The organism is Oscillospiraceae bacterium, from assembly GCA_022483045.1.
Lineage (GTDB): Bacteria > Bacillota > Clostridia > Oscillospirales > Acutalibacteraceae > Caproicibacterium.
Genome location: JAKVOA010000001.1, coordinates 991,308 through 1,015,399 on the forward strand (window position 1 = coordinate 991,308; position 24,092 = coordinate 1,015,399).

A 24,092-nucleotide genomic window follows, 5' to 3' on the forward strand; every position below is an offset into this window, starting at 1 on the left:
ATATCTTGTGGCGACAAATTATTCTTCCTTCCTGAACAAGCTGATAAAGAATCCATCCGTATCGTTTGCCTGCGGAAAAAGCGTCAGCTGATTTTCCGGCTCTGCAATGGTATGTGAAACAGCTGCCGGCAAAGTGAGCGGTGCCGCAGTGAAATTTGGATGCTCCTGCAAAAAGCGGCGGGCATTTTGGCTGTTTTCTGCCGGATTTAAGGTACAGGTCGAATACAGCAGAATTCCGCCCGGCCGCAGTAAATTAGAAGACTTACACAGGATACCGTACTGCAAATCGGGCAGGCTGTCAATAGTTTCCCTTGATTTGTAGCGAATTTCAGGCTTTCTGCGCAAAATGCCATACCCAGAGCAGGGCACATCACACAAAACACGGTCTGCCGGCGGCAGCAAAGCGCTGTCCCTTGCAGCATCACGCACAGCAGCAGAAACATTCGTTATTCCTAATCTTTGGGAGCCTTTTTGAATCAGCCCAACTTTTCCGCGGTACTGGTCAAAGGCTCTTATTTCTCCTCTGTTCTGCATTTCCTGCGCTATGGTAAAGGTCTTTCCACCAGGTGCTGCACAGACATCATAAATGCGCTCGCCCGGTTTTGCCCCCAGCAGACAGCAGCCAAACTGACTTGACAGGTCCTGTATATGGAACAGTCCTTCTTGAAAGCATTTACCTTCCGCAATGGAGCCGGTATGATTAAGTTTCAGCGCATTTGGCAGCCAAGTAACCGCCTGTGCTTCGATTTCCTCTTCCTGCAAAAGCGCAGTCAGCTTTTCGGGAGTAGTCTTTAAAGAATTCACCCGGGCATAAAGCGGCGGGCGCTGAAAACCGCACGCCAGCATTTGCTCTGTGACAGCCACCCCGTAGGCAGCCTCCCAGCGGGCAATCAGCCACGCCGGACAGGAATTCTGTATTGATAAACTTTCGAGGCGGTCTTTCCCTTTTGGCGGGAAAGGTCTGTTTTCTTTTTGGCGCAGCAGGCTGCGCAAAACGCCGTTGACAAAGCCCGCAGCACGGTTTTTTCCGATTTTTCGCGTTAAAGTAACCGCCTCATTGACAGCAGCACTGTCGGGAATGCGGTCCATATAATAGATTTGATAAGCTGCCATACGCAGAATTTCCCAAACAGCGGCATCCACATGTGTTTGAGGACTGCGCAGGTATTGGCGCAATGCTGTGTCCAGTGTAATCCGGCGCTCAAGCACGCCATAAAACAGAGCCGCGGTCAGTGCTTTGTCACGCACAGACAACCCACTGGTACGCAGCGCTTTATCCAGCACTAAATTAGAGTACCCCTCATTTTCATCCACATGCAGCAGAGCTTTCAGTGTGACTTCGCGTGCATTCAAGAATCGTCTCTCCCCCGGCCGCCGGCAATCATCAGCAGGCGAAAGAGCTGAAGCAGTGCCGTAAAAGAAGCCGCTACATAGGTCATGGCAGCAGCTGAAAGCACTTTTCTCGCGCCGTTGATTTCATCCGGTGTTAATAAATTTGTTTCGTCCAATGAGCGCAGCGCACGGGCGCTTGCGTTAAACTCTACTGGAAGCGTCACCAGCTGAAACAAAACTGCAATGCTAAACATCAAAATGCCGATGTTAACAACAGCGGTGTAGCGCACCGGCAGAATTAAACCGATAAAGATGAGCGGAAACGCCAGCCGGGAAGCAAACTGCGTGGCCGGCACAATCGCCGTACGCAGGCGGTTTGGCAGATATCCCTGCGCGGTCTGAATGCTGTGCCCGGCTTCGTGTGCTGCAACGCCGATGGCGCTGATAGAAGTGCTGTCGTAAACATCCTGCGAAAGGCTGATGGTGTTATTGCGCGGATCAAAGTTATCGGTTAAGTTGCCGCCAATTCGGCGGACATTCAGTCCGCGCACGCCGCCGTAATACGCCACGGTTTCCGCTGCCTGCGCACCGGTACAGCCGCGCAAAGAGCGCACTTTGCTGTAGCGGTTAAATGCTGCCTGGACCTTAAATTGCGCATAGGCTGTCAACAGAATAGCAGGAAGCATCCACAAAAAATAGGAATAATTATAATAATAAAAGCCCATACCATTGCTCCTTTCAGAAGGGCAGCACTGCCCCCTTCGGTACAGGATGCCCCCGAAGGAAGTCTGACGCCGCCATACGCTTTTTGCCGGCCGGCTGTACTTCTGTAATCTGCAGTGCTGTACCGCCGCCGCAGGCAACTACAAACTGGCCGCTGACACTGCCCGGCTTAGCTGCAGCAGGCTCTGGACTGACAACACAGCTGGCAAAGATTTTAAGCCGCATTCCCTCATAAGTGGTAGCCGCAGCAGGCCATGGATTTAAGCCGCAAATCTGGTTGTGTATCTGCTGTGCCGGCTTGTTCCAGTCTATTGGGCTTAAGGATTTATCAAGCATAGAAGCGTACGCGGTCGTCGTTTCTCCCTGCGGACGAGGCTGCAGAGAATCCAGTTCATCCAGGGTACGCACCAAAAGTTCTGCGCCCATCTGTGAAAGGCGGTCGTGCAACTGACCGGCTGTCTCCTGCGGACCGATTGCTGTTTTCTCCTGCAGCAAAATATCCCCGGTGTCCAGTCCCTCAGCCATATACATTGTTGTTACGCCGGTCTCTTTTTCGCCGTTGAGCACGCTCCACTGAATCGGTGCAGCACCGCGGTACGCAGGCAGCAATGATGCATGCACATTAATGCAGCCCTTTGGCGGAACAGCAAGGATCTCTTTGGGAAGGAGTTTTCCGTAAGCGACAACTACGACAACTTCCGGCTGCAGGCAGCGCAGCTTTTCCGTCTCATCGGCTGTACGCAGAGAAACCGGCTGAAACACAGACAGGCCCGCCTTTTGTGCAAGTACCTTGACTGGCGGCGGCGTCAGTGTAAACTTTCTACCCTTTGGCTTATCCGGCTGCGTATAGACGCCGCACACGGTATGTCCGGCATCCAGCAGCGCCTGCAGACAAGGCACTGCAAAATCTGGTGTACCCATAAAAACCACACGCATTTTGTTCACCATTCCTGATACGAGTTTCTTTCAATTTCTGCAAAATATACGTTTGCAGTTTCATCCCATTTTTTTCATTTCTTCATCCGTCAGGAAATGCTCCACATGCGAGAGGAAGACAATGCCGTTGAGATGGTCAATTTCATGGCAGCAAGCCAGTGCAAAAAAGTCATTTGCCTCAAACTCAAAGGAAGTTCCGTCGCGGTGCTGTGCACGAACTTTCACATGGTTTGGGCGGTGTGTCACACCCCAGCGGTTTGGAAAAGAAAGGCAGCCTTCGACACACTCCTGCTCCCCTTCCTGCAGTAGGAATTCCGGGTTAATCAGCTCTACACGGCCTTCACCTACATCGATGACAATCGCGCGGCGGCGGATTCCCACCTGCGGTGCAGCCAAGCCAACGCCATTTGCCTGCTTCATTGTTTCATACATATCGTCCAGCAGCTGCCCCAACCTGTCATCAAATTTATCGACCGGGCGGCAGACCACCCTTAAGCACGGATCATTTCCTGTACGAATGTTGCGAATTGCCATCACAATTTCCTCCTTGAACCAATTTTTATGATTTATTTAGTATAAAAGAAAATATTTACTGATTTATGAATAAACTAAAGAAGCGTATCTGGATTCATATCTGCAAAGACGGTGACGTTTTCTGCCCGCCGATCCCGGCCAAAAGAAACCAGCAGCCGGGAAAGCATCTGCCGTAGGGGGCGGCTGTTCCGGCACTTCATAAAAAGCTTGTAGCGGTATTTCCCGCTCATACGGGCAACCCGTGCCGGAGTAGGGCTGAGTACCCGCAGCGGCAGCTGTATATACTCTGCAGCGGCAAGTTTTTGCAGCTGCTGCAGAAATGCCAAACTGACCCGGCGGACCTCCTCCTCTTTGCCGCCGACAAAGCCGACAACGCAAAGATCGGAAAAAGGCGGATACAGCATGATTTTTCGCAGCGGAAGTTCCTGCTCATAAAAAGCGGGATAGTTCTGTCCAGCAGCAAGTGCAAACACCGGATTTTCCGGTGTAAAAGTCTGCACATAAGCTTTTCCGCACAGGCAGCCGCGACCTGCACGGCCGACAACCTGCGTAAGCAGGTCAAACGTGCGCTCGCTGCTGCGAAAGTCATTGCTATAAAGAGACTCATCTGCCGAAAGCACGCCGACAACTGTTACATTTTCAAAGTCAAGCCCTTTGGCAACCATTTGCGTACCGACAATCAGGTCATATTCCTTCTGTGCAAATGCTTTCAGTTTATCTTCATAAGCATAGCGGGACATAGTGGCATCGGTATCCAGCCGCAAAATACGTGCCTGCGGCAAAAGCTGCTGCAGCTGCTCCTCTGCCTTCTGTGTACCGGACCCTCGGTACTGCAGATGCAGGCCGTGGCACTCTGGGCACTCGGCAGTCATAGGAACAGAATAGCCGCAGTAGTGGCACATCAGACGGTTGTTTGCCGAATGATAGGTGAGAGAAACACTGCAGTTGGGGCAGGTCATTACGTGGCCGCAGTCTGGGCAGGAAGCAAAGGTGTTGTATCCGCGCCGATTGAGCAGAAGAATTGACTGCTGTCCATTTTTTAGATTTTCCTGCAGTGCCTGCAACAGTGGGCGGCTGAAAACCGAGGCATTGCCCTCCTGAAGCTCTTTGTTCATGTCACAGATGTGTACTTCCGGAAGCTGCGCTTCCCCATACCGCTGTGAAAGGGTTTCCAACCCGATTTTGCCGGTCTTTGCGGCGTAATAGGTCTCAATACAGGGGGTAGCCGAAGCAAAAAGCAGCAGTGCCTTGTTATATCTACAGCGAAACCATGCAACTTCTTTCGCGTGGTAGCGCGGGGAGCTTTCTGATTGATAAGCTGACTCCTGCTCCTCATCTACAATAATCAGGCCCAGATTAGAGAGCGGTGCAAACACCGCCGAACGTGTGCCTACCACAATCGTTGCTTCGCCGCGCTGCACCCGCTTCCATTCATCCATACGTTCACCGACCGACAGTCCGCTGTGAAAGACGGCAACTTTTTCCCCATAGCGCTGCTGAAAAATATGTACTGCCTGCGGTGTCAGTGAAATTTCCGGCACCATCAGCAGCACACTGCGCCCTTCTTTTAAAACCTGGTCAATTAAACATAAGTAAACGCTGGTTTTGCCACTGCCTGTAACTCCGTACAGAAGCGACGCAGAGGCCTTTCCTTTATGGTACTGCTGGTACAAATCCATATAGGCAGCCTGCTGTTCCTCGGAAAGGACGATTGGCGTCTGTTCTCCTTTAACAGAAGAAGTTTCAGCAGAATAAGGTGTTCGATAACGCTCCTGCTCATAGGTTTCGCAAACGCGATGGGTCTCCATATTCTTAATGACAACCGGCGTAACACCAGTAAAGTAGCAAATTTCTTTTACCGAAGCACAACCCGCGTCCTGCAGTACACGATAAACTTCCTGCTGACGGGGCGTCAGGTGCAGCGGCTCTGGCGGCTTTGCAGAAAGACGCACCATTTTCATGGAGGCATCTCCCATGCGGCGGACCGGATTGAGTGTTTGATGCAGAATACCGGCCCTGCACAGGTTGTCTAAGACAGAAGAATCTTTTGGCAGACCGGCTTTTTTAAGAAGTTTGTCTTTTTCTACCGCCGCATGATTTGCAAGCTGCGCTATAACAGCCTGTTCTTCCGGCAGCAGGCGCTGCACATTTTGTGCGGAAACGCCATCACAAAGTCCATAAAAAGAGTGCAGTTTATAGGTCATACCAGCCGGCAGCAACAATTTGACCGCCTCAAACAGTGTACAAAAGTAGCGTTCTTTCAGCCATGAAACTAAAAAAAGCATTTCACGCGAAAGAAGCGGTGCCTCATCCAGCACCGCTTTTAAATATTTCAGCTTTGCAGTATTCTGCACTTCAGCTGCAGCAAGAATCATACCCAGGCGAAGATGACTGCCGCTGCCAAATGGCACCAGCACGCGGCAGCCCGGCACTGCCTTTGCCTGCAGCGTTTGCGGTACCAGATAGTCAAAGTCTTTATCAAAATGATAAACCGTTTTTTCTACAGCGACTTTAACTGTCTGCATCACTTGCTCTCCTCCGCTTTTATCAGTCGACAGGGGACTTGGTTTCTTCGTCTGCCGGCGCTTCTTCACTGCTTGTTCCCGCAGCATTTTCCTCTGCAGCGGCGGCCTCTGCAGAGCGCTCCTGCTCAAGCTGCTGTGCTTTGGCCTCATCGGCCTCTTCATCTTCGTTGCGGTTGGATTCTACAATTCTATATTTATGATCCATCAATTCCTGTACGGCGATTTCAACCGGCTTTTCGTCCATAACAATATGCTCTGCCTCTGCTTTTTCGGCAATTTCACGGGAGCGCTTGGAAACGCCCACGCAAAGCGCATAGCGGCTCTGGCCCGGTTCTGTTAAAAGATCTGCAATAGGTTTAATCATGATTCAGTACCCTTTCTATCAGCGCCGGATTGCGGCTGGTCTTGTGTTTTTCAGAAGTAAGAATTGCATCAATTTCACTGGCAGCTTTCTCTACTGTGTCATTGACAACAACATAATCATACTGCACTGCCTGCGGAATTTCCTTTTTGGCGGTCTTAAGCCGTTTCTGCACGACTTCTTCGGCCTCAGTACCGCGGCCGCGCAGACGCTCTCCCAATTCCTTGACAGAAGGCGGCAAAATAAAGATGCCGACGCTTTCGGGTAGCAGCCTGCGCACCTGTGCCCCGCCCTGCACTTCAATTTCCAAAAAAACGTCGTGGCCGCTCTCCAATGCCTTTTCAATCGGTGCGCGCGGGGTTCCGTAGCAGTTGCCGCAGTACTCTGCACTTTCCAGCAGTGCACCCTCAGCTTTCAGCTGCGCGAATTTTTCTTTGGTCACGAAAAAATACTCACGGCCGTTTTGCTCGCCGGGGCGTGGCGCACGTGTTGTGGCAGAAATAGAATAGCGGGCCTCGGGATGAGCTGCGAAATAAGCTTTCAGCACCGTTCCCTTTCCGGTACCGGATGGACCGGAAAAAACGACAAGCAGTCCTTTATTCATCTTCGTCCAGCTCCTCACCTTCCATGCCGTCTTCTTTGTCATTCAGACGGTTTGCAACCGTTTCAGGCTGTACAGCCGACAGGATTACATGCTGGCTGTCCATAATAATGACTGCACGGGTGCGGCGGCCGTAGGTAGCGTCAATTAAAGTACCGCGCTCTTTTGCGTCCTGAATAATACGCTTAATTGGCGCCGACTCTGGGCTGACAATGGCAATCAGCCGATTTGCAGAAACCATGTTGCCAAAGCCAATATTGATCAGCTTCATAGGATTATTTCCCCCTGCTTTTCAGGATGTTTACTCAATATTTTGAATCTGTTCCCGAATCTTTTCAATTTCCGCCTTGATGTCTACTACCAAATAGGCAATTTCTGTATTCGAGCACTTAGAGCCAATGGTGTTTGCCTCCCGGTTCATTTCCTGCACCAGGAAATCAAGCTTGCGGCCCACCGGCTCGTCAGATTCGAGCATGGTGTCAAACTGTGTAAGGTGACTGCGCAGACGCACCGTTTCTTCATCTACAGCAATTTTATCGGCAAAAATTGCTGCTTCTGTTACAATGCGCTGCTCATCAACCGCTTTGTCCTGCAGAACCTCTTCAAGGCGGGTCTGCAAACGCTTGCGATAAGCTTCCACGGTTTCGGGGGAATGCTCTTCCACCTGTTTGACCATCTGCAGGATCTGCTTAGCACGCGCAGAGACATCCTCTTTCATCTTTTTGCCCTCTGCAATACGCATCTGCATAAAAGAATCCAGCGCATGGTCCAGTGCCTGTCTGACCGACATCCACACAGCTTCTTCGTTTTCCGGCTCATGGTAAACAGTAAAGATATCGCTGAAACGTGTTAAGTCAGAAACAGAAAGGTCTTCTTTCAGCCCATAGGTACTGCAGAGTTCCCGCATAGCCGCAACATAGTCTGCGGCAAGCTCATGGTTTACGGAAATACGTGCGGTAGTGTCCTGCACCGGCTCTATAAAGACGGTGACATCGACCTTGCCCCGGGAAATATAGCTCTGCAGGTATTCGCGAATCTTTTCCTCAAGGAAGCCGTAGCCGCGGCTGACCCGCGCAGAAAGTTCAAAATAGCGGTGGTTGACGGATTTTACTTCTGTCTGAATATGGCGTCCGTCAATGACTGCTTCATACCGGCCATAGCCGGTCATGCTTTTTATCAAAAAACCATCTCGTTTTCTGTATCCACTCATATTTGCATACTTATTTATTGTATCAGATAGGCCCCCTGCTTGTCAAACGGAAGTACCGGGTTTTACCAATTCAGTAAATAAAGGCGCTGCTGATACACACAGTGGAAAATAAAAAGCTGTAAAGAAGGCTTATACAGGGTAAATCTGCGCTTCCTTATCACCGTGCCGGTAATCAATCCCATATTTTTTCGCAGCACGCTCCTTAAAGAAATCGACCGCTACCTTTGGAAACATCGCATAAGACAGAACGTCCTCTTCCTGTTCTGTCCACTGGGCACACTCCTGCCGCAGGCTATCTAGTTCTGGCTTTAAAAGGTCCGCAGGGCGGCAGGTAATGCGTTTGCGGTCACCGATGATCTTTTTCGCAAAGGCCGGATCAATCGGCATGGGGGTCGTGCCGTACATACCGGCTATTAAATCTTTAAACTCATTGGTACACATCTTATAGCGTTCTCCGGTCATGACATTAAAGACCGCCTGTGTGCCGATAATCTGTGAAGTCGGCGTAACCAAAGGCGGATAGCCGGCATCTTTGCGCACCCGCGGAACTTCTTTTAAAACGTCCTCCAGCTGATCTTCTCTGCCTGCCTGTTTTAACTGCGACAGCAAATTGCTCAGCATACCTCCCGGGACTTGGTACAGCAGGGCCTTTGTGTTGGTTGCAAGCATACTTTGGTCTAGCAGACCGGTTTCAATGTATTTTTTGCGCAAGCCCATAAAATACTCTCTGACAGGTCCAAAGGCTTTTAGGTCAAGACCGGTGTCGTATGGGGTTCCCTGCAAGGCCGCTACCATAGACTCAGTCGGTGCATGAGAGGTGCCCAGTGCAAGCGGAGAAATTGCCGTATCAATACGGTCGGCACCTGCCTCAATGCCTTTTAGCAGGCACATAGAGGCAAGCCCGGAAGTATAATGAATATGCAGCTGAATAGGCAGAGATACCGCTTTTTTCAGAGCAGATACCAATTCATAGGTTTTATACGGTGTCAACAGAGCCGCCATGTCTTTGATACAAATAGAGTCGGCGCCTGTTTGCTCAATTCTCTTTGCATACTGTACATAGTAGTCCGTCGTAAAAACAGGACCGGTCGTATAGGAAATGGCAACCTGTACTTCTGCGCCTTCTTTTTTTGCCGCCCGTATGGAGGTCTGCAGATTTTTAAGATCATTCAGTGCATCAAAAATGCGGATAATATCAATTCCGTTTGCTACACTGCGCTGCACGAAGTACTCTACAGCATCATCGGCATAGTGACGGTAGCCAAGCATATTTTGCCCGCGAAAAAGCATTTGCAGCTTGGTATTTGGGCAGTTTTTGCGTAGGATGCGCAGCCGCCGCCAGGGGTCTTCATGCAAAAAGCGCAGGCAGCTGTCAAACGTTGCACCGCCCCAGCATTCCAGTGAATAATAGCCTATTTTGTCCAGTCTGTCGAGAATAGGCAGCATATCTTCTATCGGCATGCGGGTCGCAATCAAAGACTGCGGTGCGTCCCGCAGCGCAACTTCTGTAATTCCAATTTGTTTTGCCATTCTGCCGCCCCCTCAGCGCAAGGAAATCAGCGGTTCGCCGGGTTCGACACTCTGCCCCTTTGTCACCATAACACTGTCTATTGTGGCATCGTGCGGCGCCATAATCTCATTTTCCATCTTCATTGCTTCCAGAACCATTAAAACTTCCCCGGACTTTACCTGCTGGCCGGGCTGCACGGAAACGCGCAGAATCGTCCCGGGCATCGGGCAGTCGATTACTTCTGCATCTGCCGCAGGGGCCTGCGGCGCGGCAGCAGGAGCCGAAACCAGCTTTTGAGCCGGGGCCGGAACTGAAGCAGCGGAAGCCGCTGGCACAGGAGCAACTGCAGGAGCCGGCTGTGCCGGTGACGGGCTGGTCACGGATGAAGTCTCTGCTTCCTCTACCTGCACATCATAAGGGACGCCGTTTACCGTAATTTTCAGATGTTTCATGGCATCTTTCCTCCTATATTTAAACCAATGTGCTTCAAAGCTGCACATTGCTGTGCTTTTTCGGTATAGGCCGCTCTCGTTTAGCGGAAAGCATACCAAGGGCACAGATGAGTTCTTCTCGTGTATCTTCCGGTTTGACAACATCCTGCACCAAGCCCAAGGCTGCCGCGCGCAGCGGGCTGCCCTCGGTGCAGGCATAGTCTTCAATCAGCTGTTTGCGGTCTGCAACCGGATTTTTAGACGCTGCAAGCTGTTCCTGTCTAAAGAACACAGCGCCTGCTTCGGGTGCCAATAGAGAAACAACTGCCTGAGACCATGCTATGGTATAGTCGGCATTCACACCCTGGCCGGAAAATGCAAGGTAGACCGGACCATAAGCTTTTCCTACCAAAACGGTGATTTTTGCAGCAGTAGCCTGTGCGTACCGGTCAGAAAGCACATTGGCTGCACGCAGAGAGCAAAACCGGTCTGCATTTACAAAGCTGACAATAGGCAGACTAAAAGCATCGCAAAAGCTGACAAAGCGTGCTGCCTTTGTGCAGGCGTCTGCATCTAAGGTTCCATCATAGGCTAATACGCCTGCCGATGTTCCCGGACCAACTGATGCAAGCGCTGTGTATGCCGCTTTGCCAAAATCCGGGGTTAGTTCCAACAGGGAGCCTCGGTTTGCGACTGCTTTGGCAGCCTCTTGTGCAGAATTTCCGGCTTCAGGAACACCTGCTGCATCGTTTTCGTCGCAGCAGGCAACGGAATCTAAGTTATTAGATGGAAGTTTCTGTACCAAATTCTGTACTGCTTCTACTGCAGCTTCTTCGTTTTCCGCAGTCACAGCGGCAATTCCGGCAAATGCAGCTTCTTTTGCACTGCCGCCCATTCCATCCGCGGAAATCGTCAATTCGCCCTCTTGGGACATAACAATGAAATCCGCGCAGGAAGCAAACAGCGCCGAGGCACCAATGCAAGGCCCAAGTACCAAAGAAATCTGCGGAACTACCCCGGAAAGTGCATGGGCTCTATACATAACTTCACCGTAATCATTCAAAAGGCCCGCGCCTTCCTGTACGCGGCTTCCCATAGAATCATAAATACCGACAACGGGAGCTCCATTTTTAGCTGCCATATCATATAATTTTATAAGCTTGCGGGCCTGCGCATGGCTCATAGCACCGCCGCACTGATCGCTGTTTTGCGCAAAAGCAAATACTGGGCAGCCGCCAACTGTGCCATAACCGGCCGCCGCCTCTGCCGGCTGCTGTGCCGACTCTGAAAAACGGTCAACGGGCAGAAAACTGTCTTGATCAAACAGCAGACTCAGCCGCCGGCTGCCAACGGTTTCGTCGGCCCTGCCGCAGGCACTTTGCAGAGCATCTGCTTTTTCCATACTGTTCATTTACTGTTCCTCCATGTACAGGACTAAAAAGCGGAAGGCCGCGCAATCATCCGCGGCCTAACTGTAATGCTTTCTATAAAATTATAAAGGCATCTGGCTGAAAATACAAGCGAATTTCCAAAGATACGACCCGCAGGTTCAGTTTTTCTCCTTAACGCGCCTGTTTCCTGCGGGGCGGGCGCTGTGCTTGTCTTCCTTTGCAGCCGCAGCCAGCTGCTTTACCTCCTGTGCTGTCAACTGCCGCCACTCACCCGGCTGCAGCATACCCAGACGCAACGGCCCTATTGCCGTGCGCTTTAAGCGGGCAACCTCCAGCCCGAGAGTCTCGCACATTTTGCGTATTTCACGGTTTCTGCCCTCGTGAAGAATCACTTCCAGCACGACGCGGCCCTTTTCCTGGTGGAGCACCCGCACCTGTGCCGGCGCGGTGCGCCGGCCGTCAATGACAACTCCCACGGCCATTTGGGTCAACTGGTCCTCTGTAATGCCGGGGTGAATGGTGACACGGTATGTTTTGGGTACATGGTGAGAGGGATGGGTCATAGCGTTTGCAAAGGCACCGTCGTTGGTCATCAACAGCAGGCCCTCGCTTTCCCTGTCAAGGCGGCCAACCGGATAAACCCGCTCTGGCACCTCTTTAACCAAATCCGCTACACATTTGCGCCCCTGCTCGTCGGACATAGTGGTGATAAAGCCGCGCGGCTTGTGTAATAAAATGTAAATAAGGCTGTTATGCGTTTTCAGCAGTTTTCCCTTTACTGTAATCTTATCGTGCTTGGGGTCTGCTTTATCCCCCACCTTTACCGGCTTGTCATTGACGCGCACATCGCCCGCCGCAATGATTTCTTCGGCTTTTCGGCGGGAAGCGACACCGGCATCTGCCAATATTTTCTGCAGTCTGATTTTTTCTGCCATATCATTCGTCCTTACTTGACTGATTCTGTCAAATTATTATGTAAAATGTTTTGCGGCAGGCGCTTATGAAGAAGAAAACAAGCTGCCGAAAAACGCAATAATCTGCCGCCAAAAGTTGAGCTTTTTCGGGGCGGCAGGGGCGGCCTCCGCGGTCAAGGGAATCTGTGCGGCCACGCTGCCATTGAAACGATAAATGACCTGGCCGACCACCTCGCCCTTTTCGAGCGGCGCATATACAAAATGCGGCAGCTCTACACTGCGGGTTAAATGAGCTTCTTTGGGAATAACCAGCGTGCTGCCGGTTTCTCCGCGCACCTGAACATGGTCCGCTTTGCCGCCAACCAGCGGTAGAGAGAAAACGCAGGAGCTGTCGTCGAGTGAAACGCTTTTTAAACGTGAAAAGCCGTAATCCAGCAGCAGCTGATGGTCGCGCCAGTCATCCGGCGCACAAAGCGTAACCGCTATTAGGCGCACACCGTTTCGCTGTGCGCAGCTGACAAGGCAGCGCCCGGATTTTTTAGTAAATCCGGTCTTTACGCCAATACAGCCGCGGTACAGGGTGAGCAATTTGTTGTGGTTTTGGTACACCCGCGTACAGGCCGGCTGCTCAAAATGAACTTTTATACTTTTCTGTGCAGTAATCGCCGCAAAAGCATCATTTTTCATTGCAGCACAGGCGAGTTTTGCCATATCCTCCGCTGTTGAGTAGTGCGCAGCATCGTCAAGACCTGAGGGCGTGACAAAATGGGTGTTATTCATTTTTAGTTCTTTGGCACGCTGGTTCATCCGTTTGGCAAACGCTGCCGGGCCGCCGTCAAGGGCAAAAGCAACCGCTGTGGCAGCATCATTGCCGGAAGTACTAAGCATGCCTGCCGCTAAAGTGCTGAGCTTCACGCGGTCCCCTGCCTGCAGGCCCATAGAAGTTCCTTCTACGCGCAGCATATCCGCTGTAATCTGTACCGTACGGTCGCTGCAGGCAGCCTCCTCTAACGTGAGCAGCGCTGTCATGATTTTTGTTGTGCTTGCCATAGGGCGCTTCTGCGCCGCATTTTTAGCCCATAAAACAGAGCCGTCAGTGGCATTGACCAATATAGCGGACTGTGCTGAAACCGAAAGGCCCTTGTCGGCTGCCGCAGTCGGGTGCAGAAAGCCTGAACAGACAAAAACTGCGCCGGCCAACAAAACTGCTGATGCTTTTTTAAGACTCATTTTTACCAGCCTGCCCAAAAATCCTTTTTGATACAAAACAACCACCTGCCCTTAAATTACTTGTATGCAGGCGGCTGTCAAATAATTATTTCTGCGGATCTGCAGAAGTATTTTTCTCTGCAGGTTTTGGGGGCTCCGTGTCTTTTTTTATTTTATCTTTTTTGTTAATCATTTCATTCACTTTGTCGACAATATCCGGAACCATGCCCACAATACGGTCTGCAGAGGAATTGTAGGGATCAATTTGAAGCATTTTAACGTTTCCATTGGAAATTGTTAGAAATGCTACCGGACTAATGGAAACGCCGGCACCGGCGCCGCCGCCAAAGAAATCTTTGTCTGGATTTGCCTTGCAGGCAAAATCCGACCCGCCAGAGGCAAAGCCGTAGCTGATTTTTGATATTGGAATGATAATGGTTCCATCGGGAGAAGTGATCGGGTCCCCTACAATCGTATTAATGTCTACCATTTGGCGAATATTTTGAAGGGTCGTATCCATCATGCCTTCAATCGGATGATTGCTGCTCATTTACTGCACCGCCTTTTTTATTATTGGTTTCATTGTCTATTTTGGCCGTTTTTATAAGTTTCATGTATCGGATGAGCGCCTGAAGGGCTATCGTCAACAAAAATAGAACCCGAATTTTTACATCTGCTGCACCCTGAATCTTTGTTTCTTTTCCGTGGAAATCCGGCACAACTGCCACCTCAAAAGAAGAGCACTTCATCGCCTGTGTAATCACGGAAAATGCCGGATAAACTGCCGAACAAACATAGCCGTAATGAATTGCTGTAGTGGCAGCATCGCCCTCCGCGACAGACACATGCAGGGAAAGTCTTTTGGCGCGAATATGCTGAAATAATTTTTTGAGAGCACCGCCGGCCATATCCGCAAGGGCTTTGAGCAGATGCAGCAGCCCTGATAGGCCCTCTTCCCGATAAACACGCTGAAAGACATTTTCTTTTTTTTCTTTTTCCTTTTTTTCAGCAGTCTTTTCAGGAGGCTTCTTTCTGGCTTTTTTCTTTTCTTTTCGCGGAAAGGCTGTATAAGAAAAACAAAGATAAGAAATTTTAAGGCCTAATTTGTTATAATACGAAAAGCGCAAACGCACCGAAGCCATAGACAGAAAAAAGAAAAGAATATTGAGCGACAGAAAAATTTTCAGAAAAGTCATGCTTCTGCCTCCGCTGGAACGCCCGCTTTCTTTTCTGCAGGCTCATCATGCCGAAGCGGCGGCATTTCTTCTATAGAAGGAATGCCCATACAGCGCAGAAAATTCAGCGTTGTGCCGTAAAGCAAAGGCCGCCCGGGAAGTTCCAGTCGGCCGCGCTCTTCGACAAGCCCCTTTTGACAGAGGCTGCCGACCGTGCTCGAGGAATCGACACCGCGGATCTGCTCAATAAAAGCTTTTGTGACTGGCTGATTGTATGCAATAATAGCGAGCACCTCCAGCGCTGCTTGAGAAAGCGGCGCGTTGTGGCGGATTTCCAGCAAAGCGCGCACTTGGCGGGCATAGGCAGGCGTACTGCACATTTGGTAGCTGTCCTCTATTCTTACAATCTGCACTCCGCGGTTGGCAGCATTAAAAGAAACTCTGGTTTCCTCTGCAAGCTTCTGCGCCTCTGCTGGGTCTATTTCAAGGACTTCTGCAATTTTTTCCAGCTGCAGAGGCTCTCCGCTTGCAAAAAGCATTGCTTGTAAAGCACCAATCCTGTTTTCACCATTCATTTGTGCTCACCAGCCTTTACAAGTTTTACCGTTGGATTGTCGCCATCGCCTTCAACACGCACCCGTTTACCGCGGACCAGTTCCAAGACTGCCAAAAAAGTTGCGACGATTTCAGAGCGGTCGCGTTTTTTTGCAAATAGCTGCTTAAAAGGCACTCTTTTTTCATGCCATAAATGGCGCAGCACACTGATAATCTGAGAGGCGACCGACACGACGCGATGCGTGACCAGCTTTGAAAATGACTGCTGTGTCGGCGGTGGGGTACGCTTGCCAGCTGCATCACAATAGGCTTTTTGCAGCGCCACCGGGTTAATCGGCCGGCGGTAGAGCATGTCCGGTTCTACCTGGGCAGGTGCACGTGCAAACGTGCTTCCTGTAGAAATTTCGCCGCCAAGCAATGCCGCGACCCGCTTGCATTCTTCGTATTCCAGCAGCTGTCCAGAAAGTTCTGCACGCATGGTATCGGCTTCTTCATGCTTTGGCAGCAGATAAACCGTCTTGATATAGACCAAGCGGGCAGCCATCTCTAAAAACGCACTGGAAACATCCATATTTTCTTCCTGGGCCGCATGAATATGGTCCATGTACTGCTGCAGCACTTCTGTAATCGGTATATCGCAGATATTCAGCTTGTTTTTGCGGATAAGATACAAAAGCAGATCCAGCGGCCCTTCGAAAGCATCCAGTTTATAGGTTAGCTTTTCCATAAAATGCCCAACTATTACACGCCCAGCAGATGAAACGGTAAATCTGCAAGGGTCATAACGCCTACAGTAAACACGCGCTGTAAAAATTGCAGTGGGACATCAAGAAATCCAAACAGCAGCAGCGCAAAAATACCCCAGATGATATATCTCTCATAGCGGTAATAGGCCTGCATGGCGCGGTTGCTTAAGAACATGCCTAAAATGCGGGAGCCGTCCAGTGGAGGAATCGGCAGCAGATTAAAAGCGGCCAAAGAAATATTGATTGTCGTTGCTGCACTGAAAAACAGCAGCAGAAACTGCAGGACGATATTGGAAGGATATGTGCCAAGCGTCACGCTGCCGCCGCCAAGCAGTATAACCAGGTTATACAGAATGCCGCAGACCAGCGATGCCAACAGATTAGCAAGCGGACCTGCAAGGGCTGTCAAGGCCATATCACGCTTTGGATGCTTAAAATAGCGCGGGTCAATCGGCACGGGCTTTGCCCAACCAAAGCCAAACAGAATCAGGAACAGCGCACCGATGGGGTCAACACTTGCAAGCGGATTAAAAGTAAGCCTGCCGGCATACTGTGCAGTGGAGTCCCCCAGTTTCTTTGCCGCCCAGCCATGTGCATATTCATGAAAAGGCAGAATTAGAATGATGACAGCAACGGAAGCCAAAATATCGGCAAAGGCGCTGGCAGCATCAAAACCCTGCCCATTTATCAGTGACTGTATGATATTAAATAACATTCAATATATTCCCCTTTGTTCCATTTTGCCGGCACATGAAGTCTGTATTATTATAATACGCCTGCCATTAAAAAACAAGATACAGCCCTTCGCGCACAAATTCGAAAAAACGCTTGCTTTTTCGGGGAAGTTCCTGTATAATGTATTCCGTTATCGCAATATGCAAAAATCCTTTTAAAAGGAGGTGCAGTCTCATGGCAAAGTGTGAAATTTGTGGGAAGGACCTTGCTTTCGGTATCCAGGTATCCCATTCTCATCGTCGTTCCAATCGTACATGGAAACCGAATATTCGCCGAGTAAAAGCGATTGTCAACGGTTCTCCAAAGCGTATTTACGCCTGCACCCGGTGCCTGCGTTCCGGTAAGGTAAAGCGTGCTGTGTAAGAAAGCAAGAAGCCCTCGGGCTTCTTTTTTCTTTGTACATACGAAATACAAGATGCGCCCTGTACAAGGACAATTTGTACAGGGCGCATCTTTTTGAGAGGCTCAAGTTGAGATTAAGCTTTCTTACTATCATGGTGCAGAGTGAATTTCTTTTCTTTGCCGTGGACTAAGCGGTCAATATTTGCATGGTGGCGCAAATCAATACATGCCGCCAAGAAACACAGCATCAGCGTTGTGACAACCATATAGGTCATAGATACCATACCGTTGCGGTAAAAAATCAGATAATTGAACATCCAGCCCCACAGCGGAAATGTACTGGCCGCAATGACAGAGCCAAGAGACACATACTTTGTGGTAATGGCAATGATTAAAAACAGCGAAAAATCGACTGCGATAAGCGGCGGATAAATCATTAAAAGCACTGCAGCTGTAGTAAGCACGCCTTTGCCCCCGCGAAAACCAAAGTAAACGGGAAACATGTGCCCCAGTACGCAGGCAACGCCGGCAATATAAACACCATAGCGGGCAAGCTCAGTGCCACTGCCAAACACAGCGCCAAAAATGAGCATGCCGATAAAACAGGCCAGAATGCCCTTGCCGAAGTCGCAGAAAATCGTCAACAGACCGGGCTTCATGCCAGCAGAGCGCAAAACATTCGTCATGCCGGCGTTTCCACTTCCCATGGTACGGATATCTTTCTTATCAAATATTTTTGTAAAAATAATTGAAAAAGAAATACTGCCAAGCAAATAGCTGATTACAGCAGTGGCAATGGCGGCGACGATAAAGTTTACAGGATACTGCATATCGGTTCCTCCCCAGAAAACCAGATTTTATTGTCAGGCCGGATTTCCAATTCTGAAATGGGCCAGAGTGCCTGTAAGACCTAATGATTTGCAAACAAAAAGGAATTAGTCTTTGCCGCGTTCCCGAACGATAAAGCGGACCGGTGTACCAACCAGACCGAATGTATCACGAATGCGGTTTTCAAGATAGCGCTGATAAGAGAAATGAAACAAATCAGCAGAGTTGACAAAACAGACAAAAGTAGGCGGCTGCGTACTGGCCTGTGTCATATAATAGATCTTTAGCCGATGTCCTTTGTCGGTTGGCGGCTGCACACGTGCAGTTGCCTGTGCCAAAACATCGTTCAGCACGCCGGTCGGAATCCGCATCCGGTTGGCAGCGGCTGCCTGTTTGATTGCTTCAAATAATTTATCTAAGCGCTGGCCGGTTTTTGCCGACAGAAACAAAATTGGCGCATAACTCATAAAGGAAAAGTCCTGCTGCATCTGTGTGTGCATGGACTCCATTGTACCCGTTTCTTTCGGAACAGCATCCCATTTATTGACAGCGACCACACAGCCCTTGCCCGCCTCGTAGGCAAGGCCGGCTACTTTTGAGTCCTGCTCCGTAAAGCCGGTGAGTGCATCAATCATAATGACACAGACATCTGCACGCTCCACTGCCATTTGTGCACGCAGAACACTGTAGTGCTCGATTTGGTCGGTCACTTTGCTTTTACGGCGCAGACCGGCTGTATCAATAAAAATAAATTTCCCATAGGAATTGACTACTTCGGTATCGATTGCATCCCGCGTAGTGCCGGCCATGTCTGAAACAATGCAGCGGTTTTCCCCGGAAATATAATTGATCAGAGAAGACTTGCCTACATTCGGCTTGCCGATAACCGCCACATGAATGGCTTCATCGTCCTCCCCTTCCTCGGTTTCCTTGGGAAAATACGTCAAAACACGGTCAAGCAAATCGCCGGTACCGTGCCCATGCACAGAAGAAATGGCAACCGGATCACCCAAGCCAAGGTTATAGAATTCATAGAATTCCGCCGGCGGGTCCCCCAGTGTATCACATTTATTGACACACAAAATGACTGGACGGCCGCTTTTGCGAAGCATCGCTGCCACTTCTGCATCTGCAGCAGTCACACCCGCGCGTAAGTCGGTAATCATCAGAATAACATCTGCAGAATCAATGGCAAGCTGAGCCTGGTTACGCATCTGCGAAAGAAGGATGTCGCTGGTGTTCGGCTCAATACCGCCAGTATCAATTAAAGTAAATTTGCGGTTACACCATTCACACTCACCGTAAATACGGTCACGCGTAACACCGGGCGTATCATCAACGATAGACAGCCGCCGGCCGATCAATTTATTAAACAGCGTTGACTTACCGACATTTGGGCGGCCAACAACTGCGACAACGGGCTTAGACATTTTTTTCACTCCTACCAGTACTCTTAAAAACAGTCTGCAGCCGACACGACACAGCAGCAAACGGGAAATCAAAGAACTCTTATACAGAAGATTATGGCATTTTCTGCGCAGTTCGTCAAGCAAAGAATACAAAAACATCGGTCTGCCGCAAAAGCTCTTTATGCTTGCTGCGGCAAAGCAGCGTCTCGGCCCTATTTCGGCGTTTTTCTGTATACAAAAGATATCCAAATTGCATAAAACGCCGCCGGAACTCACTTTCGTACAGATGAAAAGGCTTTATATCCCCTACTGGAAGCAGAAATCAGCCTTTCTGGTATGACGTGCATACACTGGATTTACTAACAATATACCCACTCAGACAATGTACATGCACAAAGAAAAACAGGAGCTGCCTCGGCGCCGCAAAGCTTCGCCCTAAGAGACAACCCCTGGATTTTCCGGAAAACCAGCAGGATACCCAATTTTAGATATCCTTTTTAATAACCTGTCTGCCGTTGTAATAACCGCAGTTGCCGCACACCTGGTGTGCAACTTTAAATGCACCACATTTTGGGCATTTCATCAGAGCAGGAGCGCTAATCTTCCATACACTGGAACGCCGTTTGTTCTGTCTTGCGCTGGAAATTTTACTTTTTGGTACCGCCATGTCAGCACCTCCTTAAATGACTCTGGTCAATTTATTAGTTGTTTCAGTACCTCTAGGCGGGGGTCAATCTGCTTGTGGCTGCAGCCGCACGGGCCGTCGTTTAAGTTCTTGCCGCAAACAGGGCAAAGCCCTTTGCAGTCTTCCCTGCACAAAAACTTAGTGGGAAGGGCCAAGAGGATATCTTCCTGCAAAAGCTGGTCTAAATCGAGCGAACCATCTTCCTGCAGAACGACATACCGGTCATCATCTGCGTCCTGCTCATTGGAAAGAGACGGAACGAGGACGTGAGAAAACTGATATGTCAAGCGCTTGTTGATTTGGGCCGCACAGCGGTCACACGGAACGGAAAAATCGAATGACACAGATACTTTCATCTGTGCAAACCCGCCGTGCATGTCCACTGTTCCCTCTACTACAACGGGGGAAACAAACGGATAGACCGCATCTACTGAAAGTTTTGAAAGGTCAAATGCATACTGAAGGGGAAGTGTTGTTCCATCTTCCTGTATTTTCTTTTTCAAATTCAAAAGCATAGTACACCTCAATACGCGCTACAATTTAGTATTATAAACTCTGTACCGAACGATGTCAAGAAAAAAACAAAGAAACGCGGAAATTGCAGGAAAAAGCCGCCGAAAGGCTATGCTGAGCGGCACTCCCGACGGCGCTTTCTTTTTCGTTTTTAACTTAGATTTCGGTAATGTACTGGCGGGCAGCGTCCGGAATCTCCGCTTTGTCAGCAGAAATCAGGAATGTGATGTTTGTGTTTGCCATAGCAGCCAGGGCATTCATCTTTTCTGCAAAAGGAACCAGCTTCTGCAGATCGGGTCCCATAATCTTCAGTGTAGAATCGACAAAGATGTCGGTTACATCGTAATTGCCGGCGCAGATGCCGCTGATAAAGCCAAACAGTGCCTCAGCACCCTTAATGCCATAGGCCTCGATATCTACCAAGCGGGCAGCATGGTCTACATCATAAGTAAGCTTCAGGCCCTTTTCGATAACAACGACATTGCCTTTGGAGGAAGCAACGGCTGCGTTCGCGCTTTCGATCAGCTTTTTTGTCTTGCCAGAACCCTTTTTGCCTGTAATGAATGTAATCATGTAACTATCCCCTATTCTGTGTTATTGTATAGAGCGGCTTATTTGTTGAGCCGCGCCTCAAGTGCACCTTTTTGTTCTTCATAGCCGGGCTTGCCCAGCAACGCAAACATGTTTTTCTTGTAGCTTTCCACGCCGGGCTGGTTAAATGGATTGACCCCCAGCAGATAACCGGAAATGGCGCATGCTTTTTCAAAGAAATAAATCAGCTGGCCCAAGGAATCCTCTGAAAAATCAGGAACACGAATGACTGTATTGGGCACGCCGCCATCGGTATGGGCAAGCACGGTGCCCTCAAAAGCCTTTTCATTGACATAAGCCATTGTTTTTCCCTGCAGGAAATTGAGTCCGTCGATGTTCTGCGGGTCTTTGCCAATAGTAATTTCTTTTTTCGGCTTATCAAACAAAACCGTTGTTTCAAACAAGATGCGGCGGCCCTGCTGAATGTACTGCCCCATGGAGTGCAGGTCTGTAGAAAAGACAACAGACGCTGGGAACAGTCCCTTGTTATTTTTGCCTTCGCTTTCGCCGTACAGCTGCTTCCACCATTCATTCATCATGGTAAAGCATGGCTCATAGCTGACAAGAATTTCAATGGCCTTGCCCTTGCGGTACAGAATATTACGTGCTGCCGCATACTGGTAGCACGGATTTGCGGCAAGGTCATCGTTGTCATAAAGTTTCTGTGCTTTGGCAGCGCCGGCCATCAGGGCATCAATATTCGCCCCGGCAACCGCAATCGGTAGCAGACCGACAGCAGTTAAAACGCTGTAGCGGCCGCCGACATCATCCGGCACGACAAAGGTTTCATAGCCCTCTTCATCTGCCAGATGCTTCAGAGTGCCCTTTTCTTTATCAGTTGTGCAGAAAATGCGCTCGCGGGCACCGTCTTTGCCATACTTTTTAATCAGCAGCTCCCGCAGAACACGGAACGCAATTGAAGGCTCTGTTGTAGTGCCGGATTTGCTGATCATGTTGATAGAAACATCTTTGCCCTCGCACATCTCTACCACTTCGGCAAGAGCAGTGGAGCTAATGCCGTTGCCGACGAAATAGATGTCTGGGGTATCTTTTTTCAGCGTATTATAATTGTTTGATTTCAAAAACTCAATTGCAGCGCGGGCACCAAGATAAGAGCCGCCAATACCGATAACGATAAAAATATTGCTGTTTTTCTGAACCCGCTTTGCAGCTGCTTTGATTCGGGCAAATTCTTCTTTATCATAGTCTGTAGGCAGGGTCACCCACCCTATAAAATCATTGCCTGCACCAGTCCCTGTGTGCAGCAGCTGATGGGCAAGCTTCACCTGCGGAGCAAGGTCGTCGAATTCCTCTGGCGCAACAAAGTCGCTTAGGTACTTAGTTTCCAGCCGAATAGACATATCGAATTCCCTCCTGAACTTTTAAGTGTTCTTCTGTTTGTTCATATTTTACAATATACTATAAGAATTTGCAAGTGAAACCGCCAGAATTTCTATTTAGTTTCTTATCCCTGTTAAAAATGACGGTAAAAGATAAAGCGATAAAGCATTTTCAAGTAAAGTTTTTATACATACCACAAATTCATTAGCAGCAGCCGCAGCACCCGGGAAAAGGAAATCTGCCGAACTGTTTCAGCAGCTGTAATCGGACGTGTACAGACCGGCCTGCCGCCAAGCGAATACGTGACTTCTCCCAATTTCTGTCCTTTTGCGACCGGTGCCTGCACCGACGGGGCCAAAGTGATTTTTCCGGTGAGGCTGCCCTCCTGCCCCTTTTTGACAAGCAGTTTCCCGTCAAGGTCAGCTGTCACATTCACGTGCTCTGCCATACCGTTTTCAACTGGCACCGGTGACAGTGTCCCTTCAGGCTTTTTCAGCGGCACCATCGACCAGCCGGCAAATCCATAATTCAGCAGCGCAGCCGCTGTAGAAAAACGGTCTTTTGTGTTTCCTGCGCCCAACACGACGGCAATTAGCGAAAGGTTATTTCGCTGCGCAGTGGCGGAAATGCAGCTGCCCGCACTGCTGGTAGTCCCTGTTTTTAATCCAGTAATGCCTTTATAGGATTTCAGTAGTTTATTGGTATTGACCAGCTGTGTCTTCCCTCCACGCAGACTGTCCATCCAAATAGAAGTATAATTATAAATTCTTTTATGCTTAATCAATTCTCGGCTCATCAGCGCAACGTCATAGGCACTGGTCAGGTGACCTGCAGCGTCAAGGCCATTGCAGTTTTTAAAAGTGGTTTCTTTCATGCTCAGTTCTTTGGCACGTGCATTCATTCGGGCGACAAAAGCTTCGTCGCTACCTGCTACATGCTCTGCAAGGACGACCGCTGCATCATTGGCACTCGCGACCACTGTGGCCTTGATGAGATCGCTGACCGACATGGTTTCTCCCTCTTTCAGCCAAATGTCGGACCCGCCCATAGACGCAGCGTGTGCACTTGCAGACAACATATCTGTCAAATGAATCTTGCCGCTGTCCAGTGCTTCCATCACCAGCAGAAGCGTCATGACTTTTGTCACAGAAGCGCAGGCGCGTTTTTCATGCGGTGCTTTTTGGTAGAGGACCTCTCCGGTGGCAGCTTCCATCAAAACCGCCGCGGGTGCACGAACATCTGCTTTCTCATCCAGGGCATTTGCGCACACCGGCATCGAAGCAAAAATAAGCGCAGCAGACAAAACGGACGCCGTGATTTGTTTGACTTTCATTTCTGACACCTCCATACTTTTCATTTGATTGTATGCAGAAGCAGCAGTATTTAAGCGCAGTTTTATAGTCAAGAGTGCTCCTCTCACTCCTTATTGTCAAGCATTTTACTATACAGAGTATTTGGAGCTGAGGCTATTTTCCTTTTCACTTTTTATATGACA

27 protein-coding genes are annotated in these 24,092 nt (G+C 49.6%); 1 reads left to right on the plus strand and 26 read right to left on the minus strand.

What is annotated here, in order from left to right; translation table 11 throughout:
* Nucleotides 1-18 precede the first annotated feature (18 nt).
* The 19 genes from rsmB to LKE53_04855 form a co-directional block, all read right to left on the minus strand.
* Nucleotides 19-1,353, minus strand: a complete 1,335-nt coding sequence (gene rsmB / locus LKE53_04765) for a 16S rRNA (cytosine(967)-C(5))-methyltransferase RsmB (GenBank protein ID MCH3972068.1) — start codon at nucleotides 1,351-1,353, stop codon at nucleotides 19-21.
* Nucleotides 1,350-2,057, minus strand: coding sequence for a zinc metallopeptidase (locus LKE53_04770; GenBank protein ID MCH3972069.1), 708 nt, complete (start codon nucleotides 2,055-2,057; stop codon nucleotides 1,350-1,352). The genes rsmB and LKE53_04770 overlap by 4 nt, the downstream gene beginning before the upstream one ends.
* A 13-nt stretch (nucleotides 2,058-2,070) precedes the next feature.
* Nucleotides 2,071-2,991: a methionyl-tRNA formyltransferase gene (gene fmt / locus LKE53_04775; GenBank protein ID MCH3972070.1), complete on the minus strand. Its 921-nt coding sequence runs from the start codon at nucleotides 2,989-2,991 to the stop codon at nucleotides 2,071-2,073.
* Between the two features lie 60 nt (nucleotides 2,992-3,051).
* Nucleotides 3,052-3,525, minus strand: coding sequence for a peptide deformylase (gene def, locus LKE53_04780; protein ID MCH3972071.1), 474 nt, complete (start codon nucleotides 3,523-3,525; stop codon nucleotides 3,052-3,054).
* 74 nt (nucleotides 3,526-3,599) lie between these two features.
* The gene (gene priA, locus LKE53_04785; GenBank protein ID MCH3972072.1) at nucleotides 3,600-6,050 is read right to left on the minus strand and encodes a primosomal protein N'; all 2,451 of its coding nucleotides are present in this window, start codon (nucleotides 6,048-6,050) and stop codon (nucleotides 3,600-3,602) included.
* A 22-nt stretch (nucleotides 6,051-6,072) separates the two neighbouring features.
* The gene (locus LKE53_04790) at nucleotides 6,073-6,414 is read right to left on the minus strand and encodes a DNA-directed RNA polymerase subunit omega (GenBank protein ID MCH3972073.1); all 342 of its coding nucleotides are present in this window, start codon (nucleotides 6,412-6,414) and stop codon (nucleotides 6,073-6,075) included.
* Nucleotides 6,407-7,015: a guanylate kinase gene (gene gmk, locus LKE53_04795; GenBank protein ID MCH3972074.1), complete on the minus strand. Its 609-nt coding sequence runs from the start codon at nucleotides 7,013-7,015 to the stop codon at nucleotides 6,407-6,409. Before gmk ends, LKE53_04790 begins: the two co-directional genes overlap by 8 nt.
* Nucleotides 7,008-7,283, minus strand: a complete 276-nt coding sequence (locus LKE53_04800) for a DUF370 domain-containing protein (protein ID MCH3972075.1) — start codon at nucleotides 7,281-7,283, stop codon at nucleotides 7,008-7,010. The genes gmk and LKE53_04800 overlap by 8 nt, the downstream gene beginning before the upstream one ends.
* Nucleotides 7,284-7,313: 30 nt before the next feature.
* Nucleotides 7,314-8,222 carry a YicC family protein gene (locus LKE53_04805; GenBank protein ID MCH3972076.1) on the minus strand — a complete coding sequence of 303 codons (909 nt, stop codon included), beginning with the start codon at nucleotides 8,220-8,222 and terminating at the stop codon, nucleotides 7,314-7,316.
* A gap of 129 nt (nucleotides 8,223-8,351) precedes the next feature.
* A complete protein-coding gene (locus tag LKE53_04810) occupies nucleotides 8,352-9,752 on the minus strand; it encodes an oxaloacetate decarboxylase subunit alpha (GenBank protein ID MCH3972077.1) in 1,401 nt (466 codons plus the stop codon).
* Nucleotides 9,753-9,764: 12 nt separating this feature from the next.
* On the minus strand, nucleotides 9,765-10,184 hold the full coding sequence (locus tag LKE53_04815) for a biotin/lipoyl-binding protein (GenBank protein MCH3972078.1): 420 nt from the start codon (nucleotides 10,182-10,184) through the stop codon (nucleotides 9,765-9,767).
* A 34-nt stretch (nucleotides 10,185-10,218) separates the two neighbouring features.
* On the minus strand, nucleotides 10,219-11,574 hold the full coding sequence (locus LKE53_04820) for a carboxyl transferase (GenBank protein MCH3972079.1): 1,356 nt from the start codon (nucleotides 11,572-11,574) through the stop codon (nucleotides 10,219-10,221).
* 138 nt (nucleotides 11,575-11,712) lie between these two features.
* Entirely contained in the window at nucleotides 11,713-12,489 is a 777-nt protein-coding gene (locus LKE53_04825) for an rRNA pseudouridine synthase (protein MCH3972080.1), read from the minus strand.
* 63 nt (nucleotides 12,490-12,552) lie between these two features.
* Nucleotides 12,553-13,698 carry a D-alanyl-D-alanine carboxypeptidase gene (locus LKE53_04830; protein ID MCH3972081.1) on the minus strand — a complete coding sequence of 382 codons (1,146 nt, stop codon included), beginning with the start codon at nucleotides 13,696-13,698 and terminating at the stop codon, nucleotides 12,553-12,555.
* 85 nt (nucleotides 13,699-13,783) lie between these two features.
* Nucleotides 13,784-14,227 carry a GerW family sporulation protein gene (gene ytfJ, locus LKE53_04835; GenBank protein MCH3972082.1) on the minus strand — a complete coding sequence of 148 codons (444 nt, stop codon included), beginning with the start codon at nucleotides 14,225-14,227 and terminating at the stop codon, nucleotides 13,784-13,786.
* Nucleotides 14,205-14,873 (minus strand): DUF2953 domain-containing protein, encoded by a 669-nt coding sequence (locus LKE53_04840; GenBank protein MCH3972083.1) that lies wholly within the window; start codon nucleotides 14,871-14,873, stop codon nucleotides 14,205-14,207. Before LKE53_04840 ends, ytfJ begins: the two co-directional genes overlap by 23 nt.
* Nucleotides 14,870-15,427 carry an SMC-Scp complex subunit ScpB gene (scpB, locus tag LKE53_04845; protein ID MCH3972084.1) on the minus strand — a complete coding sequence of 186 codons (558 nt, stop codon included), beginning with the start codon at nucleotides 15,425-15,427 and terminating at the stop codon, nucleotides 14,870-14,872. Before scpB ends, LKE53_04840 begins: the two co-directional genes overlap by 4 nt.
* A complete protein-coding gene (locus LKE53_04850) occupies nucleotides 15,424-16,134 on the minus strand; it encodes a segregation/condensation protein A (GenBank protein MCH3972085.1) in 711 nt (236 codons plus the stop codon). Before LKE53_04850 ends, scpB begins: the two co-directional genes overlap by 4 nt.
* Nucleotides 16,135-16,148: 14 nt before the next feature.
* The gene (locus LKE53_04855) at nucleotides 16,149-16,868 is read right to left on the minus strand and encodes a site-2 protease family protein (GenBank protein ID MCH3972086.1); all 720 of its coding nucleotides are present in this window, start codon (nucleotides 16,866-16,868) and stop codon (nucleotides 16,149-16,151) included.
* A 194-nt stretch (nucleotides 16,869-17,062) separates the two neighbouring features.
* On the opposite strand from LKE53_04855, the gene rpmB reads away from it, so the two are divergent.
* Nucleotides 17,063-17,251 carry a 50S ribosomal protein L28 gene (gene rpmB / locus LKE53_04860; protein ID MCH3972087.1) on the plus strand — a complete coding sequence of 63 codons (189 nt, stop codon included), beginning with the start codon at nucleotides 17,063-17,065 and terminating at the stop codon, nucleotides 17,249-17,251.
* A 113-nt stretch (nucleotides 17,252-17,364) separates the two neighbouring features.
* On the opposite strand, the gene plsY is transcribed toward rpmB, so the two are convergent.
* The 7 genes from plsY to LKE53_04895 all read right to left on the minus strand — a co-directional run bounded on the left by plsY (nucleotide 17,365) and on the right by LKE53_04895 (nucleotide 23,930).
* On the minus strand, nucleotides 17,365-18,060 hold the full coding sequence (plsY, locus tag LKE53_04865) for a glycerol-3-phosphate 1-O-acyltransferase PlsY (GenBank protein MCH3972088.1): 696 nt from the start codon (nucleotides 18,058-18,060) through the stop codon (nucleotides 17,365-17,367).
* A gap of 105 nt (nucleotides 18,061-18,165) precedes the next feature.
* Nucleotides 18,166-19,488, minus strand: coding sequence for a ribosome biogenesis GTPase Der (gene der, locus LKE53_04870; protein ID MCH3972089.1), 1,323 nt, complete (start codon nucleotides 19,486-19,488; stop codon nucleotides 18,166-18,168).
* A gap of 463 nt (nucleotides 19,489-19,951) precedes the next feature.
* On the minus strand, nucleotides 19,952-20,134 hold the full coding sequence (gene rpmF / locus LKE53_04875; protein MCH3972090.1) for a 50S ribosomal protein L32: 183 nt from the start codon (nucleotides 20,132-20,134) through the stop codon (nucleotides 19,952-19,954).
* A gap of 26 nt (nucleotides 20,135-20,160) precedes the next feature.
* The gene (locus tag LKE53_04880; protein MCH3972091.1) at nucleotides 20,161-20,667 is read right to left on the minus strand and encodes a DUF177 domain-containing protein; all 507 of its coding nucleotides are present in this window, start codon (nucleotides 20,665-20,667) and stop codon (nucleotides 20,161-20,163) included.
* 154 nt (nucleotides 20,668-20,821) lie between these two features.
* Complete coding sequence (locus LKE53_04885; protein ID MCH3972092.1) at nucleotides 20,822-21,238, minus strand: hypothetical protein; 417 nt, start codon at nucleotides 21,236-21,238, stop codon at nucleotides 20,822-20,824.
* 38 nt (nucleotides 21,239-21,276) lie between these two features.
* Nucleotides 21,277-22,617 carry a glucose-6-phosphate isomerase gene (locus LKE53_04890; GenBank protein ID MCH3972093.1) on the minus strand — a complete coding sequence of 447 codons (1,341 nt, stop codon included), beginning with the start codon at nucleotides 22,615-22,617 and terminating at the stop codon, nucleotides 21,277-21,279.
* Between the two features lie 164 nt (nucleotides 22,618-22,781).
* Complete coding sequence (locus LKE53_04895; GenBank protein ID MCH3972094.1) at nucleotides 22,782-23,930, minus strand: D-alanyl-D-alanine carboxypeptidase; 1,149 nt, start codon at nucleotides 23,928-23,930, stop codon at nucleotides 22,782-22,784.
* Between the last annotated feature and the right edge of the window lie 162 nt (nucleotides 23,931-24,092).

Bases quoted from the DNA above. Each gene is read 5' to 3' on its own strand.
- LKE53_04770 (MCH3972069.1), bottom strand. From the start codon at position 2,057: ATGGGCTTTTATTATTATAATTATTCCTATTTTTTGTGGATGCTTCCT.
- fmt (MCH3972070.1), bottom strand. From the start codon at position 2,991: ATGCGTGTGGTTTTTATGGGTACACCAGATTTTGCAGTGCCTTGTCTG.
- def (MCH3972071.1), bottom strand. From the start codon at position 3,525: ATGGCAATTCGCAACATTCGTACAGGAAATGATCCGTGCTTAAGGGTG.
- priA (MCH3972072.1), bottom strand. From the start codon at position 6,050: ATGCAGACAGTTAAAGTCGCTGTAGAAAAAACGGTTTATCATTTTGAT.
- LKE53_04790 (MCH3972073.1), bottom strand. From the start codon at position 6,414: ATGATTAAACCTATTGCAGATCTTTTAACAGAACCGGGCCAGAGCCGC.
- gmk (MCH3972074.1), bottom strand. From the start codon at position 7,015: ATGAATAAAGGACTGCTTGTCGTTTTTTCCGGTCCATCCGGTACCGGA.
- LKE53_04800 (MCH3972075.1), bottom strand. From the start codon at position 7,283: ATGAAGCTGATCAATATTGGCTTTGGCAACATGGTTTCTGCAAATCGG.
- LKE53_04805 (MCH3972076.1), bottom strand. From the start codon at position 8,222: ATGAGTGGATACAGAAAACGAGATGGTTTTTTGATAAAAAGCATGACC.
- LKE53_04810 (MCH3972077.1), bottom strand. From the start codon at position 9,752: ATGGCAAAACAAATTGGAATTACAGAAGTTGCGCTGCGGGACGCACCG.
- LKE53_04815 (MCH3972078.1), bottom strand. From the start codon at position 10,184: ATGAAACATCTGAAAATTACGGTAAACGGCGTCCCTTATGATGTGCAG.
- LKE53_04820 (MCH3972079.1), bottom strand. From the start codon at position 11,574: ATGAACAGTATGGAAAAAGCAGATGCTCTGCAAAGTGCCTGCGGCAGG.
- LKE53_04825 (MCH3972080.1), bottom strand. From the start codon at position 12,489: ATGGCAGAAAAAATCAGACTGCAGAAAATATTGGCAGATGCCGGTGTC.
- LKE53_04830 (MCH3972081.1), bottom strand. From the start codon at position 13,698: ATGAGTCTTAAAAAAGCATCAGCAGTTTTGTTGGCCGGCGCAGTTTTT.
- ytfJ (MCH3972082.1), bottom strand. From the start codon at position 14,227: ATGAGCAGCAATCATCCGATTGAAGGCATGATGGATACGACCCTTCAA.
- LKE53_04840 (MCH3972083.1), bottom strand. From the start codon at position 14,873: ATGACTTTTCTGAAAATTTTTCTGTCGCTCAATATTCTTTTCTTTTTT.
- scpB (MCH3972084.1), bottom strand. From the start codon at position 15,427: ATGAATGGTGAAAACAGGATTGGTGCTTTACAAGCAATGCTTTTTGCA.
- LKE53_04850 (MCH3972085.1), bottom strand. From the start codon at position 16,134: ATGGAAAAGCTAACCTATAAACTGGATGCTTTCGAAGGGCCGCTGGAT.
- LKE53_04855 (MCH3972086.1), bottom strand. From the start codon at position 16,868: ATGTTATTTAATATCATACAGTCACTGATAAATGGGCAGGGTTTTGAT.
- rpmB (MCH3972087.1), top strand. From the start codon at position 17,063: ATGGCAAAGTGTGAAATTTGTGGGAAGGACCTTGCTTTCGGTATCCAG.
- plsY (MCH3972088.1), bottom strand. From the start codon at position 18,060: ATGCAGTATCCTGTAAACTTTATCGTCGCCGCCATTGCCACTGCTGTA.
- der (MCH3972089.1), bottom strand. From the start codon at position 19,488: ATGTCTAAGCCCGTTGTCGCAGTTGTTGGCCGCCCAAATGTCGGTAAG.
- rpmF (MCH3972090.1), bottom strand. From the start codon at position 20,134: ATGGCGGTACCAAAAAGTAAAATTTCCAGCGCAAGACAGAACAAACGG.
- LKE53_04880 (MCH3972091.1), bottom strand. From the start codon at position 20,667: ATGCTTTTGAATTTGAAAAAGAAAATACAGGAAGATGGAACAACACTT.
- LKE53_04885 (MCH3972092.1), bottom strand. From the start codon at position 21,238: ATGATTACATTCATTACAGGCAAAAAGGGTTCTGGCAAGACAAAAAAG.
- LKE53_04890 (MCH3972093.1), bottom strand. From the start codon at position 22,617: ATGTCTATTCGGCTGGAAACTAAGTACCTAAGCGACTTTGTTGCGCCA.
- LKE53_04895 (MCH3972094.1), bottom strand. From the start codon at position 23,930: ATGAAAGTCAAACAAATCACGGCGTCCGTTTTGTCTGCTGCGCTTATT.